We start from the raw sequence: 16,215 nt of genomic DNA, 5'->3' as shown, positions 1-16,215 counted from the left end.
CGAGAAGCCGGTGGGATCCGTCAGGGAGGAAGGTCAGCGGGTCGGCAGGCCAGGCGTCGAGTGGCGCGGTACCGGCCGTGGTGCACGTCGCCCGTGGCCTCCGCGGTGAAGATCCGCGCAGCCTCCGGCGAACTCTGGACCCGCTTCAGCGCATCGTTCAACCGGGCCACCTGCTGCTGGAGCGTCTCGATGTGCTCCTCCAACTGCAGGATCCGACGGATGCCCTCCAGGTTGATCCCCTCGTCCTGGTTGAGGCGCTGGATGTGGCGCAGCCGCGCGATGTCCCGCAGCGAGTTACGCCGACCCCGTCCCCGGGCGCGCCGCGGGATGACCAGACCGAGCCGGTCGTAGCCGCGCAGTGTCTGCGGGTGCATGTCAGCCAGGGACGCGGCCACGGACACCGGGAACACCGGTGCGTCGTGGTCGAACGGCTGCGGGAGGTTGGTGGTCATGGGGCGGATCAGCTCCCGAACAGGGCAGCCCGCGGGTTTTCCTGCCCAGACTTCTCGGAGTACTCCAGCAGCGCCGCCTTCGCAGCTTCACTGAGCTGTTCCGGCACCTGCACCTCGATGGTGACCAGCAGGTCACCCATGGTGCCGTCGGACCGGCGGGCCCCCTTGCCGCGGACGCGCATGTTGCGACCGTTGGGTGTGTTCGGGGGGGGGACGCGGAGCTTCAGCGTGGAGCCGTTGAGCGTAGGAATGGTGATCTCGGCACCCAGCGACGCCTCCGCGAACGTGACGGGCACGTTCAGGGTGAGGTTGCTGCCTTCTCGACCCGACGGCGCAGATGCTGCGCACCGTCCCCATCATGGGCCTGGTGCCACTGTTCATCGTCTGGTTCGGGCTGGGCGAGGTGCCCAAGATCATCCTGATCGCGTTCGCCACGTTCTTCCAAGTCTACATCCAGATGTTCGCCGGCATCCGCAACATCGACCGCAAGCTGATCGAGGTGGGCCGGATGTACGAACTGTCCCGCACCCAGATGCTGCGCCGCATCATCATCCCCGGCGCGCTGCCCAGTATCCTGCAGGGCATCCGCCTGGGTCTGGGCATGGCATGGCTGGCGCTGGTGATCGCCGAACTGACCGGCGCCAACTCCGGCGTCGGCTACTGGATGCAGATGGGCCGCGAGTACATGCGCGTGGACATCGTGCTGGCCGCGCTGCTGATCTTCGCCGGCGTCGGCAAGGCCGTCGACTCGCTGGTGCGGCTCATGGAGCGCAAGTTCCTGTCCTGGCGCGACAACAACGGGACCGGCTCCAAGTTGCCGTCCCTTTCCGGGTATCCCAGCTCCTGCGCTCAAGACCCCTCAGGTCTTCGGCAAACCGGGAACGTCGGAGCGCACACCGAGACGCGACACCCACACCACAACAGCCGCAACTGCGGTGATCACCACCGCAATGGCCACCACGTAGAGCGCCACGGACAGGTACCCGCTCTCGGCGAGGTTGGGGTTGAGAAACGGGTACGGGTACCAGTGCTCGTCGCCGGTAACCTCATTGGGCGTGAACGGGCCGCGGGCGAGGGTGTAGACCACCCAAACGACGGGGAACGCGAGCACCGCCCAGATGGCAGACCACCCGAGCCGACGGCGTCCGGGCGCGAACACCCAGTCCAGGAGGGCGGCCAGCGGGACGACGACGTGGAGCACCTCGTTGGACCAGGCCAGCGTGCTGCCCTGCGGCAGTTCGATCCCCAGCGCTGGCATCCCGACGGACCGTGGAGGCTTGGGGGCGCACCGCGGAAGGGGTGAGCCAGCTTCTCGACTCGTAGGGGGCAATCGTACGTGCCTGGAGGGGTCAGAGCACCAATTGTCACTCGTCGGATCGCGACGTCCACGGCTGCTGATTGAATGTTGTTGATTTGCTGTGTCAGTCAGTCTGCGGTCCTGTAATCTCCGGATAATTCCACACCCCAGGGAGACGACGTGCGCACCAGGCCTCTGCTCATCGCAATGTTCAGCGTCATAGTGATGCTGTCGATGGCCGTCGCCCCTCAGGGGGCACGGGCTGAAGTCGACATCTACACCACCGAGGGAACCCATCAGGTCAACGGGCGCGAGTGGCGCACGACATGCGAGCCCTACTCCGCCGTCGAGCGCTGCCGGACGGAGATCGTCGCCACGGTGGTGCACTGGCGCAACAACGAGTTCGTGACCGTCACCGACTGGACGTTCAACAACCTCACGTACACCCCGGGCCCGCGCTCGATCTGGGCGAAAAACCCGCTGGGGGCCTACGGCAAGGTCGGCGGCACCGCCCGCTGGGAGGGAACCGACCGTCAGTGGCGCACCGAGTGCGACACCGCCATCACCGGCCAGGGCGGCTGCCGCAGCTACACCACCGCGCGAGTCGTCGAGCCCTACCGCACCAGCTCCGGCGCCACCTCCCACCGCATGGTCACGAAGTGGGTGTTCAACTCCATGGTCAGGTTCTCTCCAACGCCCGCGCCCGTCCGGCCGCCGGTGAAGCCCCTGGATCCGACCGCGGGAGTCGTGGACCCGAACCTGCGGGACTGCCTCAAGCATGTCATCGACTCTGTGGGCGGAATCAGCAACGTGACCGGTCTCAGTTGCGACGGCAGTTACATCAGCACCCTCAAGGGTTTCCCAGTCCTGCCGAACCTCACGAGCCTGAGCCTGAACCACAACCACCTGACCACGCTGGCCGAGCTGCCCGTGCTCCCGGAGCTGACCAGCCTCACTGCATGGAACAACCAGATCAGCACCTTCTCAGGCCTCGAGAAACACCCGAAGCTGGCCGATATCAACCTTTACCAGAACAAACTGACAACGCTGGCCACCTTCCCCACGCTGCCGGCCCTCTCGGACCTTGGCCTCTTGGGCAACCCGATCTCCGGCCCGGTCGACCTGAGCCACCTCTCGTCGGGCACCTCGCCCCTGACCGTGAATCTGGTCGGGACGGCGGTCACCCGAGTGACCGGTGCCGGCGCGAACCTGGGGTCCTTGGAGCTGACGGGCAGCCCAGTGACCGACATCAGCGGTCTCGCCGGGGCCACCAACCTGACCTGGCTGTCGATGGCTGGCAGTAAGGTCACCGACGCCGGCCCACTGACCCAGTTGGCGAGGCTCACGCACGTCGACATGACCGACAACCAGCTCACCGACGTCACAGCCTTCTCCGGCCTTCCAGCCCTGACGCGGCTATTCCTCGCAGGGAACAACACCCCCGCTCCCGTACTGGACGACCTGCCCGAGTTGACGCAGCTGGACCTTCGCCGTAGCCACGTCGTCGACGCCTCCGGGCTGACCAACCTCCCCAAACTCGTACAGCTCAGGCTCGAGGACAATGAGATCGTCGACACCAGCACCATGGCACCGCTGCCCGCGCTGGAAACGCTGATGCTGGGTACGAATCGGCTGAGTGGGAACATCGCCCTGAGCGGATTCCCCCAGCTGCGCCTCCTTTCGCTGAAGGGCAATCAGATAACCAGTCTCTCCGGGATGCAGGATCTCCCGAAGTTGACCCGACTGGACGCGAGCCAGAACCGTCTGACCGACGCAGCAGGGCTGTCAGGCTTCCCGGCCCTGATCTTTGTGAACATGGGCGAGAACCAGGTCAGCGACGTCTCCGGCTTCACGTCCCTGTCCGGGCTCACCGAGCTCGAGAGCATCATCCTCCGCGACAACCAGATCACGAGCGTCGCCGGTCTGGAGGGCCTGGCACAGCTCAACAACCTCGCGCTCAGGGGCAATGAGATCGTCGACCTCGAACTCCTGCAGCCGCTCGTCGACGCCGGCCTCCAGGTCGACATCTGGCCGGCCTGAGCGCATATCGTCGGGGCGTGGGAATCAACGACCTCTCGGAGGAACAGTTCCAGGCGCTCTACGGACGCTGGGCGCCGGGCACGCCCGCCGACATCGCCCGGCTCTTCGACGGCTACGAGGGCTTGTGGTGGGTGGCGGGCGGTTGGGCGCTGGAGGCGTTCACCGGGATCTCACGACACCACGACGACATCGACCCCGAAGCCCTCCGCGAGCAGTTGCCCCTCCTCCAGGCTCACCTGGCCGGCCGGTTCCACACGTGGGCTGCCTCCTCCGGCGCGCTCAAACCGCTGCTGCCCGACGACGAGCCGGTCCTCCCCGACGGCTGCGGGCAACTCTGGCTCCGCCAGGACGCCTCGAGCGACTGGGAGTTCGACCTCCTGCTGTCCACCAGCACCACCACCGAGTGGGTCTACAAGCGCGACCCCCGCATCCGGATGCCCATCGACGACGCCCTCTGGGAGCGCGACGGCATCCGCTACCTGCAGCCCGAGCTGCAGCTCCTGCTCAAGGCCAAGGGCCTGCGCCCCAAGGACCAGGCCGACTTCGACGCCACCGTCCCCCGGCTGGATGCCCGACGGCGGACGTGGCTGGCCGACGCCCTCGCCGTCGCGCATCCGGGGCATCCGTGGCTGGCGGCGCTTGCCTGACCGGCCGAGGCTTGCGGTTCGCCACCGCTCGGTCAGCTCGCCACCGCTGTAGCGGAAGCAAACTTACCCAGCGGTGGCAAAGTTCCCGTGGTGCTGCCCGGATTGATCCATGCCACAATCCGGCCATGGAGCCCGGCATATACAGTCCCGACCCGCAGCCCGCGGGCCAGCGACCCCACGTGCCGCCTCGTCAGGCCAAGCCGCTCTCCCGGAAGTCGAAGATCGCACTGACGGTGTTCGCTTCGATCCTGGCGCTGCTAGTGGTGCGCGGCGGCTGGGTGCTGGCCGTCGGGCTGGCTGGTGTGGTGCTGGTCCCCACCGGGTTCTGGCAGCTGTTGTCGGGTCGGTCGTGGATCCCGGCCGTGTTCCGCTCCCGGAGGACGCACGGCCGCAAGGCGGGCGCCGTGGTCGCGCTCGCCGGCGTGGCGATGGCAGGGTTCACCAACCTGCTCATGGACCCCACGGACACGGGCAGGGAGGCAGCCGCGGAACCCTCCGTGAGCGCCACCCCCACACTGACGCCCTCCCCGACTCCGGAGCCCACGCCCGAGCCCACCCCCACGCCGTCGCCGAGTCCCTCCCCCGAGCCCAGTCCGACGCCATCGCCCAGCACCCTGAGCGGCAGCGCGCTGGCGGTGCTGGGGACGTTGGAGGTGAAGGGTCGGGCACCGAAGACGGGATACGACCGCGCCCAGTTCGGGCAGCGCTGGGCCGACGTCGACCGCAACGGCTGCGACACGCGCAACGACATCCTCGCCCGCGACCTCACCGAAAAGACGTTCAAGCCCGGCACCCGCGACTGCGTGGTCCTCACCGGCACGCTGGCCGACCCGTTCACCGCCACCCTCATCCCGTTCGTGCGCGGCGAGACGACGTCCAACGACGTGCAGATCGACCACGTCGTCGCCCTCTCCGACGCCTGGCAGAAGGGCGCGCAGCAACTCTCGCTCGAGACCCGCACCGCGTTCGCCAACGACCCGCTCAACCTGCTCGCCGTCGACGGCCCCACCAACCAGCAGAAGGGCGACGGCGACGCCGCCACCTGGTTGCCGCCCAACAAGTCATTCCGCTGCGACTACGTGGCCCGGCAGGTGGCGGTCAAGGCCAAGTACCAACTGTGGGTGACCGTGGCCGAGTCCGACGCCATCATCCGCGTGCTCACCGACTGCATGGACCAGACCGTCCCGGGCGACGACGACGCCACCGTCGCCCCGAGCGTCACCGTCACCACCGCGAGCCCGAACCCGCCGACGTCTACTACAAGAACTGCGACGCCGTCCGCGCCGCCGGTGCCGACCCCATCCACGTGGGCGAGCCCGGCTACGCCAAGCACCTCGACCGCGACGGCGTTAACTGCAGGTGAGACCTGATCTTCCGGAAGTTGTCTAGGAGCTTCGGCACTTGGACATGTCCACCGTGTCTGTCCAGGCCGCGACAGTCTGTTAGTATCGGCGCATGACGATGTTAACGGATTTTGCAGATGAGTCTTTGGCCGCTGGGTTGCCGGTTGCTGCGGCACTGTTCCATGGCTTGTCCGATCCGTCGAGGTTGGCGATTCTGCAGCACCTGACGTTGGGTGAGCACCGGGTCCGTGACCTGACTGAGCACCTGGGGTTGGCGCAATCGACGGTGAGTGGCCATTTGGCGTGCTTGCGGGAGTGCGGCCTGGTGGAGTCGCGGCCGGAGGGTCGGGCGTCGGTGTTCTCGCTGACCAGCGTCGCGGAAGTGTTGCAGGTGTTGACTGCGGCGGAACAGTTGCTTGAGGCGACTGGCCATCGAGTGGCACTGTGCCCCAACTACGGCGTGGGAACCACCACGCCACCTGGTGCTGAGCAGTTGCAGGTCCATGAGCCCAAGGGTGGGCAGCGATGATGGGCCGCGACGTTCTGGAGCCTGTCGCGGCAGAGAGCGCCTGCGGCTGCGACGCACCGACACCCGGGCCCGCAGGCGGCAGCGGCGATGAGGGCGTGGAGCGTTGGTGGCAGGTGAGAGACATCCAGTTCGGGCTAGTTTCGGGCGCGTTCCTGCTGGCGGGGTTCGTCTCGGGATGGTTGGGTTGGGAGACAGCCGCCCTGGTGCTGAGCGTCGTGGCTTTGATTGTTGGCGCCTGGACTTTCGTTCCGGGGGCACTGAAGAAGTTGGTCCGCGGCAAGGTCGGTGTCGGGCTCCTGATGACCATCGGGGCGGTGGGTGCCACCCTGCTGGGCCAGGTCGAGGAGGCGGCCATGTTGGGCTTCCTTTTCTCACTGGCCGAGGGCTTGGAGGACTACTCGGTCGCCAAGACCCGTCACGGGTTGCGCGCGTTGCTGGACCTGGTACCGCGCCAGGCCACGGTTCGCCGCGGGGGGCCCGACGTGGTGGTCGGTGTCGACAACCTGGCGGTTGGTGACCTGCTGATCGTGAGGCCGGGTGAGCGGCTCGCGACGGACGGGACAGTGCGCGTTGGCCGCACCGCTCTGGACACGTCGGCGATCACCGGTGAGTCGATGCCGGTTGAGGTCGGTCCCGGGCAGGAGGTGTTTGCCGGTTCGATCAACGGCTCGGGTGCCTTGGAGGTGGAGGTCACCGCCGGCGCGCAGGACAACTCCCTGGCCCGGATCGTTCACATCGTTGAGGCTGAGCAGTCCCGCAAGGGCGAGACCCAGCGTCTGGCTGATCGGATCGCCAAGCCCTTGGTGCCGGGCATCCTTGTCGCTGCGGCACTCACGGCCCTACTGGGATCCCTGCTCGGAGATCCTTCGGTGTGGCTTGCACGGGCATTGGTGATGGTGGTGGCCGCCTCGCCCTGCGCGTTGGCGATCTCGGTTCCCGTGACGGTGGTGTCCTCGATCGGAGCCGCAAGCCGTCGCGGCATCCTGGTCAAGGGCGGCGCCGCCATGGAGACCCTCGGCAAGGTGCGGACCGTCGCCCTGGACAAGACCGGCACCCTCACCCGCAACCAACCCGCCGTGATCGACGTCGTCGCCATCCCCGACCACACCCAAGGCCAGGTCCTGGGCCTCGCCGCAGCGCTCGAGGCACGTAGCGAACACCCACTTGCCAGGGCGATCTTGGCCGAGGTCGATGAGGTGCAAGCCGCAGAAGACGTCACAGCGGAGGTCGGGGCCGGTCTGATAGGCCAGATCGATGGTCGTCGCGTGCGGTTGGGGCGTCCGGGTTGGATCGATTCCAAATCACTGGCCGACGACGTGTCGCGGATGCAGAAGGCTGGGGCGACGGCAATACTGGTCGAGCTCGAGGGGCGAGTGGTGGGGGCGATCGCCGTGCGAGACGAGCTGCGGCCAGAAGCACCCGGGGTGGTGGCTCAACTGCGGGCTGCTGGATACTCGGTTGCGATGCTCACCGGCGACAACGAACTCACTGCCAAGGCATTGGCGCAGGAGGCCGGTATCGATCAGGTGCACGCCGAACTGCGGCCAGAGGACAAGTCGACCAGCATCGAGAGGCTCCGCGGCTTGGGGCATGCGACGGCGATGGTCGGCGACGGCGTCAATGATGCTCCGGCGTTGGCCACTGCCGACCTGGGCGTGGCGATCGGCGCCATGGGTACCGACGTGGCCATCGAGACCGCCGACGTCGCACTCATGGGAGACGACCTGCGGCTGCTGCCGCAAGCGTTCAACCACGCCCGCCGAACCCGTCGGATCATGCTGCAGAACGTGATCTTGTCCATCGCACTCATCGCCATACTCATCCCACTGGCACTGTTCGGCGTCCTGGGCCTGGCAGCTGTGGTCCTGGTGCACGAACTGGCCGAGGTGGTCGTCATCGGCAACGGCATGCGCGCCGGACGGCGCACCGCACTGCGTCCCCAATCGACGTCCATGGAATAGGTGATCGAGTAGAGAGTCGTTGCATGAGGGAGAACCGACTCAAGGACAAGGGGGATCTGGGTCAAAGGGTGGTCGGTTACCGGCGCAGTGATCCTAGGATGCGTTCCAAGTGATGGCGCAGTGCCTTGTTCTCGTCATGCATTTCCTTCAGGCGCTGCCGCAGTGCCTGGTTCTGTGCTCGCAGTGAGGCTTCTGAAGCCGCTTCTCGAACCGGTCGTTGGGCGGTGCTGGCCGAGGACAGGTGACGTGCGCGCAGAACCTCGATCTCCGCGCGAAAGGTACTGTTGTAGAGCCACTGGCGGGAGGCGCCAGCCGCGGCTGCGACACGGCTGATGTTGATGGGCGTCCCGGCTTGTTCCATGTTGCGCATGGCACGTGTCACTGCCACCAGCATCTCAGCCTGCCGGATCTGTCGGTAACGCTCAAGAGCTTCGCTCATCGGAACTCCTCAATGAAGCAATCAGTGTTTCGAGCTTCACGAGAACGCTCCTGTTCTTCTCGGCGATGCGGGTTTGGCCTGCGGCCGCAGCAGCGTCGATGAGTTCGATGGTGTGGTCGCGTTGAGCTTCATGGGCTGGGAGGAAGTCGGGGGTGGTGACGAAGTAGTCGTGACAGTCGAGGCAGGCGTTTTGGACTTCGCAGGTTTGTTGTAGGGGCAGGGCGCAGTAGCCATTGGGTAGGGTCACTTTCGCTCGGTTGAGGCGTTCCTTCATCCAGGCAAGGTCGGACAGGGGGCTGTCGGGCAGGAGAGAGTCGAGCCGCTCACCCGCGGCGGAGAACCGGGCGGCCGCGGTGAACTGTTCGCGGAGTCGCTGTCCGCTGAGACGCGCGTAGCCTCGAGTCATGCCCGGGTCGTCGTGGTCGAGTAGTTCCTGGACGACTTCCTGGGGAGCGCCGTTGTTGAGTTCGCGTGTGCCGAATGTGTGTCTGAACTGGTGCGGCCTGATGTGAACCGGACGGCCGTCGGGGTCGATCGGGTTGATTCGGCGCAGGTAGTCGTTGAAGGCCACGCGCACTGCTGACGTGGTGATGTGGCGTTGGCCGAGCGCGTTGCCGACCACTGGCGTGAACAGCCATTGGGTTCCGGGGTGGCGCTCGCGGGTTCGTCGCTGTTGCTCACGGATGGCGTCGACGACTTCGGGGTTCCGAATCGGATGGAGCCGTTCTCGACGTCGTTTCGTGTTGCGGTAACGAAGAGTGGGAAAGCCATCGCCGTCTTCACCGAGACAGTCGATGCTGAGTTCGACGACGCTGCCGATGCGCAGGCCATGGCCGTCGAGAATCAGCAGTTGTGTGCGTAGGTCCGGACGGGCGAGGGCAAGGTTCGATGGTGCCAGGATTTGGCGCAGCACATAGTCGTCGATGGGGCGGGGCAGCATCTCCTCTCGTCTGGGGAGTTCGCCATGCCGGATGATCGCGGACTCGGGAATCGCTGGTTCCCAGTCGTTCAGCCGATGGTCTTCAATGAGTACCTTCAACGTGCTGACAAGGCCTTGCCGCTGGCTCGGTGCCGCATCTGGAACGCGCTTGATCCAAGCTACGTAGTCGAGAAGCACCTCCCGGGACAGGCGGCTGGGTCCGGTGATCTCGGGATGCTCGTCGGCCAGGAATCTGGAGAAGTAGAGCAGCCGGCTCGCATGGGCCACGGCTGTGCTGAAGTTCCAGTTCCCAGCAAGACGCGTCTTGACCCAGGTCTTGGCCCACTCCTTCAACCACGGCTGCCGATATCCGGTCCAGGTGATCGTCTTGCCCCGGCCGGAGGCGGCGTTGAAGTCGCCGGCATACCAGCGCTCGCGCTCCATGAGTGGGACCGGCCAACCAAGATCTGCCACATTCGAGATCGCGAAGCGTAGATGCGCCCGGACCTGTCCAGAGTTGTTCTTGAACGCCTCTGGGATGGGGGTCGTCGGAAGCCACCTGTCCTCCACCATCAGTTCCGGAACCAGCAGCGACCGCAATCCAGCGTCCAGGGCTGTCTGCTTGATTCTGGCGAACTCTTGGCGGCGTAGATAGGTCTGTTGCTGCAGGGAGCGTGCTTGGACGAGCAGTCGCAGTTCGAACTCCAACGGTTGGGGCATGCCCGTGAAGTCGAAGCCGGGATGATCGTTCTGGAAGGGGCCACCATTGGCCGTCGGATCGTTGGCGAACTGCTCGCGCGTCAAGTCTTCGCCACTACCCGTGCCTGCGCTCAGCGTCAGGCTCGTGCGACCGTAGCGGAGTCGGCGGCGGTGTTTGGCGCACAGAGGCTGCGTCCCGTGGGAATCCCATCCGCAACAACCTTTCACGGAACACCGTCGACCCCATAGGGCAACATCCTCAGGACCGGGCACGTGCATGGGCTGGGTGAACTGCGGCAGGAGCGCCTCGAAGATCCGCTCGTAAGGCTTCCGACCGGCCGGGGCGGACGGGACTGAACGAAGCGCTGGCTGACTCATCTCGGACTCACTCGTGTATGAATCCGGTCCAGGTTGCGCCGGAGATCTTCGACAGTCGTGTGCACATAGGTCGAGCGGGTGGTGTCGACGCTCGCATGCCCCAGCAACTCACTGACGGCCTCCATCTCCACGCCACCACATCGGAGCAAGGTCGCGAACGTGTGCCTCAGGACATGGGCGGTGAAGACGATTCCGGTGACCCGGCTGGTTCTGGCCACAAGAGCACGCACGCTGTCGTAGGCCATGGGTGCCCCGATGTCACCGGCCCACAGGTTGATGAAGACGTAGTCACTGTCCCAGTCGCCATACTCCTCATCGAGATACCGCGCATACAGTCCGGCAGGAGCCTCGTGCAGGGGCAGCATCAACGGCGACCGCCGTTTCGCGCGAGCACCATTGGCATTGTCCTCACGCGGCTGGATCCGCAACTCTCGTCTGCGCAGACTGATGTCCTCGTGGCGCAGTCCGAGCACCGCTCCCACGCGCAGCCCATTCAGGCCCATCAGCGCCAGGAGCAACCTGTCTCGCCACCGACCCGGAGCCTGGAGGACAGTAGAAAGTTCCTCGCCGGTCAAGCTGGGCTTGATCATCGACGGCACTTTCACCGCCACCAGCTTCCGTGGGTCTCGTCCCACTTGGTGGCGTACCCCCACGCGGCGTTGCTGACTACGGATCAACACCTGTCCCATGGTGGTGTCGGCATGGAAGTCGTATAGCCCGAACACGGCTGTGATCGACCGCTGGACGGACGCAGGTGAGCGACGTGGGGATGCACTCGACAGCAGGACAACATTCGGTGTGGGATGTGCACGATTCGTCCCACGTAGGTGAGCGGAGAACGCCGCCAGATCCTGCATGCCCACTCGATCCCAGACCAGACCGCGATGACCGAGGAAGTCGAAGAAGATGGCCAGATCACTGGCGTAGGCGCGAACGGTGTTGAACGACCGTCCTAGGTCCTGCAGGAAGGCCAGGTACTCTTCGGCCGCAGCGACCACACCGTCCGGCCCCAGCAGCGTTGCGCTGAGCCGCCCGTCATCAGTGATCAGGCGCTGTGCCCGATAGATTGACACCCCTGAAACCTAAGACGACATACAGATACCGGCCGGGATCCCCCGTCCCTCCGGCGTGTTGTCGGTGCTAGCTGACAAGATGGCCACCGATCCAGGAGCTACAGATAATCGGCGACGGCATCGGCTGCGAGTGACGACTGGCATGGCCTCCGAGCTCCAGGAGCGTGCTCCTCAGTCTCGGGTGTTGGTGAGGTCGGCAAGGAGCGCTTGGACGCGGGTGTCGATGTCGTCGCGGACCAGGCGCATCCGCTCGACGCCTTCGATGCCGCGAGTGGAAGGTTCGTCGATGGGCCAGGTTTCGATGGTGCCGGTCATGTCATCTGCGGGGTCGAGTTGGGCTTCGTCACCCAGCAGGATGACGCGGTCCACCCTGGCCAGCAGTTCGAGGTCGATCCGTGTGGGTTTCCCCTCAGACATGTCCGCACCCACCTCGGCGATCACCTCGGCTGAGAGGGCGTTGATCGCCGCCCCTGGTGCAGTGCCGGCCGAGTGGACCTCGACGGCGTCGGCGGCGTGCTGCCTCATGAGGGCTTCGGCCATCTGGGACTTGCCGCCGTTCTTGACGCAGACGAACAGCACGGAGGGTTTGCCGGTGGTTTCGGGGCTCATGATGGTGTCCGTTCTCCTGGATGTGGATTGGTGGTCAGCGGTGGTTGGTGTTTGGGCCGGTTGGTTCGGGGAGGGTTGGGTCTCCGGGGAAGAGTTTGCGTCCGGCCCGGAGGCAGACGTAGATGAGTCCGACGAGGACCGGGACCTCGATGAGTGGCCCTACCACGCCGGCCAGGGCTTGCCCGGAGGTGACTCCGAAGGTGCCGATGGCCACGGCGATCGCCAACTCGAAGTTGTTCCCGGCGGCGGTGAACGCGACGGTGGTGGACTTGGCATAGTTCAGCCCGGCTGCGCGAGCGGCCAGGAGACTGATGCCGAACATCAGGGTGAAGTAGGCCAGTAGGGGCAACGCAATCCGGGCAACGTCCCAGGGTTTCGAAGTGATCGCGTCGCCTTGTAGCGCGAAAAGCAACACGATGGTGAACAACAACCCGTACAGAGCCCACGGGCCGATGCGTGGCAGGAACGTCCCCTCGTACCAAACCCTGCCCTTGGCCTTCTCTCCCAGGGTGCGGGTCAGGAAGCCTGCCAGTAGTGGGATCCCGAGGAATACCAGGACGCTCAAGACGATGGACCACAGTGAGAAGTCGGCGCTGGTGGTGGGCAGACCGAGCCATGAGGGCAGGACCTGGAGGTAGAACCAGCCCAGCGCGCCGAAGGCGAGGACCTGGAACACCGAGTTGATCGCCACCAGCACGGCAGCGGCTTCCCGGTCCCCGCAGGCCAGGTCGTTCCAGATGAACACCATCGCGATGCAGCGGGCCAGACCGACGATGATCAATCCGGTGCGGTACTCGGGGAGGTCTGGCAGCAGCAGCCAAGCCAGCGCGAACATCAACGCCGGCCCAACAAGCCAGTTCAACACGAGCGAAGTGACGAGTAGTCGCCGGTCAGCGGTCACCCGGCGGGTCTCGTCGTAGCGCACCTTGGCCAGCACCGGATACATCATCACCAGTAGGCCGATCGCGATCGGCAACGAAACCTCACCGATCTTGACCGCCTCCAAAGCAGTGTTCAGGCCGGGGATGAGCCGGCCCAGCGCCAGGCCCAGGACCATGGCCGTGAGGATCCAGGCCGGCAGCCACCGGTCGAGGAAGGACATCTCCTTCATCAGACGAGGCGAAGCTGCAGTCGGTGCAGCGGTGGTGGTGCGCATCCAGCATCCTTTACATAGACCAGTATCGATACGAACCCTACGGAAGATATCGATGAGCGTCAATGTATGCTGGGGGAATGGTTCAGACGGTATCCCTCACCCATCCCGCCGACCTGGAGCCCGTCGGGATGGGCGCAGGTGCGGTGGCGTGCTGTTCCCTGTCGGATGGCCCGATCAGCGCCGAGGCGGCCCAGCGTGCTGCTGGGATGCTGAAGGCCCTGGCTGATCCCATGCGGCTGCGGTTGCTGTCCCACGTGGCCGCCCAGGGGTGCGAAGCAGTTTGTGCCTGTGACCTCACCGAGGAACTCGGCATCAGCCAACCAACGGTGAGCCACCACATGAAGAAGCTCGTCGAGGCTGGTCTCCTGACCCGGGAGCAGCGCGGAAAGTGGGCGCACTACACCGTCATCCCGGCAGCCTTCGCTGATCTGCGCACGATGCTGGAACTCGGTTAGAGGCACTGAGTCGCTCGTCAGCCTTCGGACTGGGAAAGCCGTCTCCTGAGCTGCAGATTCTCGCCGTGGGCAGCTGCCAACGCTTTCTGAAGTGCGTCGACCTCACCGCGATGTTGACGGCGCTGCTGTCTCAGCTGTGCGGCGAGTGCCCGCACCGCGGAACTGGTGGACCCGTCCTCCTGCTCCACCGTCGCGGCGTCGTCGTGTTTGCGTGATGGGCTTGCGCGCAGGTCGGCTATCCGTGCCCGCAGCGTCGGGGTCTTGTAGAGGAAGTCGGTGGACACGCCCGCGTGCCGCGCGACAGCGGCGAACGTGATCGAGGAACCTGCTGCTGCCATGTCCTGCAGCGCCTTGTTCGCTCGGGCCAGTGACTTGTCGTGGCGGTCCTTCGCCGCGCGGATCAGGTGTTCGGTCATGGGACTGTCCCTCCGTCGGGCATTTGGAGCTCGTGGCTGCGGTCGGCAGCACCTGCTCCACGCACCGCGCGGTTGTCGTCGGTGACTACTTCCAGTGCGAGCAGGATCCGCCGCAGTGAGTCGCCCTCGGACCTTCGTCCTTGGAGCCAGGCGTTGTCGTCGTCCATCGCAGTGCCGTATCTGCCCAGGAAGGCTGTCTGGCGCTGGGCGATGAGGTTCTCAGTGTTGGCGAGTTGGCGTCGCAACTCCGGAGCATGGCTGGCGTCTGTGACGAACTTGTCGCAGGACAAGCAAGCGTTGCCGCGGTTGCACACCTGCTTCGGTGGCAGCATGCACCAGCCGTTGGGCAGGATGCGGTCGGCTCGCTGGTCGAGTTGCAGGACGTCGTAGAGGTCCCCAGCCTCCATCCCGAGCTCGCGTCCATCGGTTGTGACCTTCTTGAACCGCAGGAACTCGCGTTCTGCGGTCTGGGCCAGCGTGACGGCGTAGTGCATGGTCATCTCGGGGCTGACGTGTCCGAAGTACCGCATGACCACGTGCAGGGGGACCCCAGCGTTGAGCAGGTTGGTCGCGGCAGTGTGGCGGAAGCGGTGAGTCCTGCTGATGTTCACCAGTCGACCTTGGCTGTCGTGATGCCCAGGCGTTGGGTCAACTTTTCGAGGACGGAGTGCAGGCTCGCCCCCGAGTAGGGGTGCATGCCATTCCGGTTCTGCGTCGGCCGCGGGAACAGGTACTTGGGATCCCGTCCGCTCCAGCCCATCTTGGCCATGTGCGCTCGGGCGGCATCCTGCTGGGCTCGGACGATGGCGACGACCTCGGCGTCGACGGGGATCGAGTTGGGCTGGTTGGTTTGGACCTTGGTTTGCTGGTACCGCATCCGGGCCACCAGCCCAGATCCATCCGAGGCCTGCGCCCCGACCAGTGGGAGCAACGGATCAAAGTCCATCATGAGGATCTCGTTGACCCGGCGGCCCGTTCGGATCAGCAACATCAGCACGTGGAATGCGGCCAGGTCACCGAAGCCTCCCTCCTGCTTCGGTTTGGCCAGCAACTCGGCACCCTCGGCGATCCGGGCCACGACAGCGTCTTCGAGGACCATGTCCTCGCTGCGCTGATTCGTCAGTCGGGGTTTGTCCCCGGGCCGGAACAGCACGCTATGGGCCTGCCCGAGCCGCAGCCAGCGCGGTTCAGCCAAGGTGGTAGCCGCGGCAGCCCGATTGTCGTACATCCACGCGTAGAACTGTTCGACGGTGGTCAGGATCTGCCGACGAGGGTTACCAGCCAGTGGCAGCCCTGCGCGAGGACCAGAGGCGATCACGTGGGTACGCAGGGCCGTCAGGAACCCTTGCACGAAGGAGCGCAACCCGTCGGGGTCGTAACCGGCCACAGGTACGGGACAAGCAGGAGCCCCTGCGGCCCCAGCCCCTTGCGCAGGGTCGCGAGCGTGCGACGCAGAACACCGGTGAAGTCCACCGGCTCCCCGACGGCGAACAGAGTTACCTCCGCCAGCACGAAACTCGTGGCCACCACCATGACCACCAGCAGCACGAGCAGGCCGAGGACTGAGGTGAAGACCGTGTCGAACATGTACAGGTTCAGCCCGTCGATGCCGAGACTTCGCAGCAGCCACTCCACAAGCGAGACCAACAGTGGCAGCACCCACACCAACGCACCCTGCAGCCCCGCTATCGCCACCAGGACCGCGAACCATCGTGCCCGCAGCAGTCCGGCCGAGGTGCGCAGCGCGTGCCGGATCCGGGATCGGGTGCCGCGGTGCGTGACCTCGTCCATGGCAACCGACC

The 16,215-nt window shown here is 65.6% G+C and carries 17 protein-coding genes and 3 pseudogenes; 8 read left to right on the top strand and 12 right to left on the bottom strand.

What is annotated here, in order from left to right; all coding sequences use genetic code 11:
• Positions 1 to 20: 20 nt before the first annotated feature.
• Both ACYU7G_RS06780 and ACYU7G_RS06775 read right to left on the bottom strand, forming a co-directional pair.
• Positions 21 to 452 carry a heat shock protein transcriptional repressor HspR gene (locus ACYU7G_RS06780; protein WP_461106094.1) on the bottom strand — a complete coding sequence of 144 codons (432 nt, stop codon included), beginning with the start codon at positions 450 to 452 and terminating at the stop codon, positions 21 to 23.
• Between the two features lie 8 nt (positions 453 to 460).
• Positions 461 to 763 (bottom strand): annotated as a pseudogene (locus ACYU7G_RS06775) (DnaJ C-terminal domain-containing protein); the annotation flags it as partial.
• 26 nt (positions 764 to 789) lie between these two features.
• Here ACYU7G_RS06775 and ACYU7G_RS06770 point away from each other — a divergent pair.
• A pseudogene (locus tag ACYU7G_RS06770) lies at positions 790 to 1,170 on the top strand (ABC transporter permease); the annotation flags it as partial.
• 141 nt (positions 1,171 to 1,311) lie between these two features.
• On the opposite strand, the gene ACYU7G_RS06765 reads toward ACYU7G_RS06770, so the two are convergent.
• The gene (locus ACYU7G_RS06765; protein ID WP_461107252.1) at positions 1,312 to 1,710 is read right to left on the bottom strand and encodes a Pr6Pr family membrane protein; all 399 of its coding nucleotides are present in this window, start codon (positions 1,708 to 1,710) and stop codon (positions 1,312 to 1,314) included.
• A 219-nt stretch (positions 1,711 to 1,929) separates the two neighbouring features.
• Here ACYU7G_RS06765 and ACYU7G_RS06760 point away from each other — a divergent pair, with 219 nt between their 5' ends.
• The 6 genes and pseudogenes from ACYU7G_RS06760 (at position 1,930) to ACYU7G_RS06735 (ending at position 8,269) form a co-directional block, all read left to right on the top strand.
• The gene (locus ACYU7G_RS06760; protein WP_461106092.1) at positions 1,930 to 3,789 is read left to right on the top strand and encodes a hypothetical protein; all 1,860 of its coding nucleotides are present in this window, start codon (positions 1,930 to 1,932) and stop codon (positions 3,787 to 3,789) included.
• A 17-nt stretch (positions 3,790 to 3,806) separates the two neighbouring features.
• Positions 3,807 to 4,436, top strand: coding sequence for a hypothetical protein (locus ACYU7G_RS06755; RefSeq protein ID WP_461106090.1), 630 nt, complete (start codon positions 3,807 to 3,809; stop codon positions 4,434 to 4,436).
• 125 nt (positions 4,437 to 4,561) lie between these two features.
• A pseudogene (locus ACYU7G_RS06750) lies at positions 4,562 to 5,530 on the top strand (HNH endonuclease family protein); the annotation flags it as partial.
• 23 nt (positions 5,531 to 5,553) lie between these two features.
• A complete protein-coding gene (locus tag ACYU7G_RS06745; RefSeq protein ID WP_461107251.1) occupies positions 5,554 to 5,799 on the top strand; it encodes an excalibur calcium-binding domain-containing protein in 246 nt (81 codons plus the stop codon).
• Between the two features lie 92 nt (positions 5,800 to 5,891).
• Positions 5,892 to 6,308, top strand: a complete 417-nt coding sequence (locus tag ACYU7G_RS06740) for an ArsR/SmtB family transcription factor (RefSeq protein WP_461106088.1) — start codon at positions 5,892 to 5,894, stop codon at positions 6,306 to 6,308.
• Positions 6,305 to 8,269 (top strand): heavy metal translocating P-type ATPase, encoded by a 1,965-nt coding sequence (locus tag ACYU7G_RS06735; protein ID WP_461106086.1) that lies wholly within the window; start codon positions 6,305 to 6,307, stop codon positions 8,267 to 8,269. The genes ACYU7G_RS06740 and ACYU7G_RS06735 overlap by 4 nt, the downstream gene beginning before the upstream one ends.
• Positions 8,270 to 8,345: 76 nt before the next feature.
• Here the strand turns inward: ACYU7G_RS06735 and ACYU7G_RS06730 are convergent, their stop codons facing one another.
• The 5 genes from ACYU7G_RS06730 to arsB form a co-directional block, all read right to left on the bottom strand.
• Positions 8,346 to 8,708, bottom strand: a complete 363-nt coding sequence (locus ACYU7G_RS06730) for a DUF6262 family protein (protein WP_461106084.1) — start codon at positions 8,706 to 8,708, stop codon at positions 8,346 to 8,348.
• Positions 8,692 to 10,431, bottom strand: coding sequence for a tyrosine-type recombinase/integrase (locus ACYU7G_RS06725; protein WP_461106082.1), 1,740 nt, complete (start codon positions 10,429 to 10,431; stop codon positions 8,692 to 8,694). The genes ACYU7G_RS06730 and ACYU7G_RS06725 overlap by 17 nt, the downstream gene beginning before the upstream one ends.
• 269 nt (positions 10,432 to 10,700) lie before the next feature.
• Entirely contained in the window at positions 10,701 to 11,777 is a 1,077-nt protein-coding gene (locus ACYU7G_RS06720) for a tyrosine-type recombinase/integrase (protein ID WP_461106080.1), read from the bottom strand.
• Positions 11,778 to 11,948: 171 nt separating this feature from the next.
• Positions 11,949 to 12,386, bottom strand: a complete 438-nt coding sequence (locus tag ACYU7G_RS06715; protein ID WP_461106078.1) for an arsenate-mycothiol transferase ArsC — start codon at positions 12,384 to 12,386, stop codon at positions 11,949 to 11,951.
• A 34-nt stretch (positions 12,387 to 12,420) separates the two neighbouring features.
• Entirely contained in the window at positions 12,421 to 13,542 is a 1,122-nt protein-coding gene (gene arsB, locus ACYU7G_RS06710; protein ID WP_461106076.1) for an ACR3 family arsenite efflux transporter, read from the bottom strand.
• Positions 13,543 to 13,619: 77 nt separating this feature from the next.
• On the opposite strand from arsB, the gene ACYU7G_RS06705 reads away from it, so the two are divergent.
• Positions 13,620 to 13,997 (top strand): ArsR/SmtB family transcription factor, encoded by a 378-nt coding sequence (locus ACYU7G_RS06705; RefSeq protein ID WP_461106074.1) that lies wholly within the window; start codon positions 13,620 to 13,622, stop codon positions 13,995 to 13,997.
• A 17-nt stretch (positions 13,998 to 14,014) separates the two neighbouring features.
• Here the strand turns inward: ACYU7G_RS06705 and ACYU7G_RS06700 are convergent, their stop codons facing one another.
• The 4 genes from ACYU7G_RS06700 to ACYU7G_RS06685 are packed head-to-tail and all read right to left on the bottom strand — an operon-like array spanning position 14,015 to position 16,204.
• Positions 14,015 to 14,413: a DUF6262 family protein gene (locus ACYU7G_RS06700; protein WP_461106072.1), complete on the bottom strand. Its 399-nt coding sequence runs from the start codon at positions 14,411 to 14,413 to the stop codon at positions 14,015 to 14,017.
• Positions 14,410 to 15,024, bottom strand: a complete 615-nt coding sequence (locus tag ACYU7G_RS06695) for a tyrosine-type recombinase/integrase (protein ID WP_461106070.1) — start codon at positions 15,022 to 15,024, stop codon at positions 14,410 to 14,412. Before ACYU7G_RS06695 ends, ACYU7G_RS06700 begins: the two co-directional genes overlap by 4 nt.
• Positions 15,021 to 15,800, bottom strand: a complete 780-nt coding sequence (locus ACYU7G_RS06690) for a hypothetical protein (protein WP_461106068.1) — start codon at positions 15,798 to 15,800, stop codon at positions 15,021 to 15,023. Before ACYU7G_RS06690 ends, ACYU7G_RS06695 begins: the two co-directional genes overlap by 4 nt.
• Entirely contained in the window at positions 15,749 to 16,204 is a 456-nt protein-coding gene (locus ACYU7G_RS06685) for a hypothetical protein (protein ID WP_461106066.1), read from the bottom strand. Before ACYU7G_RS06685 ends, ACYU7G_RS06690 begins: the two co-directional genes overlap by 52 nt.
• Positions 16,205 to 16,215: the final 11 nt, after the last annotated feature.

The sequence above is a fragment of the Tessaracoccus terricola genome, assembly GCF_054776555.1.
The sequence above is the reverse complement of the archived record's forward strand: the minus strand, read 5'-3'. Positions and strand labels throughout refer to the sequence as shown.

What these genes read in the sequence shown, in the direction of transcription:
- ACYU7G_RS06685 (WP_461106066.1), bottom strand. Translation starts at nt 16,204, where the DNA reads ATGGACGAGGTCACGCACCGCGGCACCCGATCCCGGATCCGGCACGCG.
- ACYU7G_RS06700 (WP_461106072.1), bottom strand. Translation starts at nt 14,413, where the DNA reads ATGACCGAACACCTGATCCGCGCGGCGAAGGACCGCCACGACAAGTCA.
- ACYU7G_RS06705 (WP_461106074.1), top strand. Translation starts at nt 13,620, where the DNA reads ATGGTTCAGACGGTATCCCTCACCCATCCCGCCGACCTGGAGCCCGTC.
- ACYU7G_RS06740 (WP_461106088.1), top strand. Translation starts at nt 5,892, where the DNA reads ATGACGATGTTAACGGATTTTGCAGATGAGTCTTTGGCCGCTGGGTTG.
- ACYU7G_RS06765 (WP_461107252.1), bottom strand. Translation starts at nt 1,710, where the DNA reads ATGCCAGCGCTGGGGATCGAACTGCCGCAGGGCAGCACGCTGGCCTGG.
- ACYU7G_RS06780 (WP_461106094.1), bottom strand. Translation starts at nt 452, where the DNA reads ATGACCACCAACCTCCCGCAGCCGTTCGACCACGACGCACCGGTGTTC.
- ACYU7G_RS06730 (WP_461106084.1), bottom strand. Translation starts at nt 8,708, where the DNA reads ATGAGCGAAGCTCTTGAGCGTTACCGACAGATCCGGCAGGCTGAGATG.
- arsB (WP_461106076.1), bottom strand. Translation starts at nt 13,542, where the DNA reads ATGCGCACCACCACCGCTGCACCGACTGCAGCTTCGCCTCGTCTGATG.
- ACYU7G_RS06735 (WP_461106086.1), top strand. Translation starts at nt 6,305, where the DNA reads ATGATGGGCCGCGACGTTCTGGAGCCTGTCGCGGCAGAGAGCGCCTGC.
- ACYU7G_RS06715 (WP_461106078.1), bottom strand. Translation starts at nt 12,386, where the DNA reads ATGAGCCCCGAAACCACCGGCAAACCCTCCGTGCTGTTCGTCTGCGTC.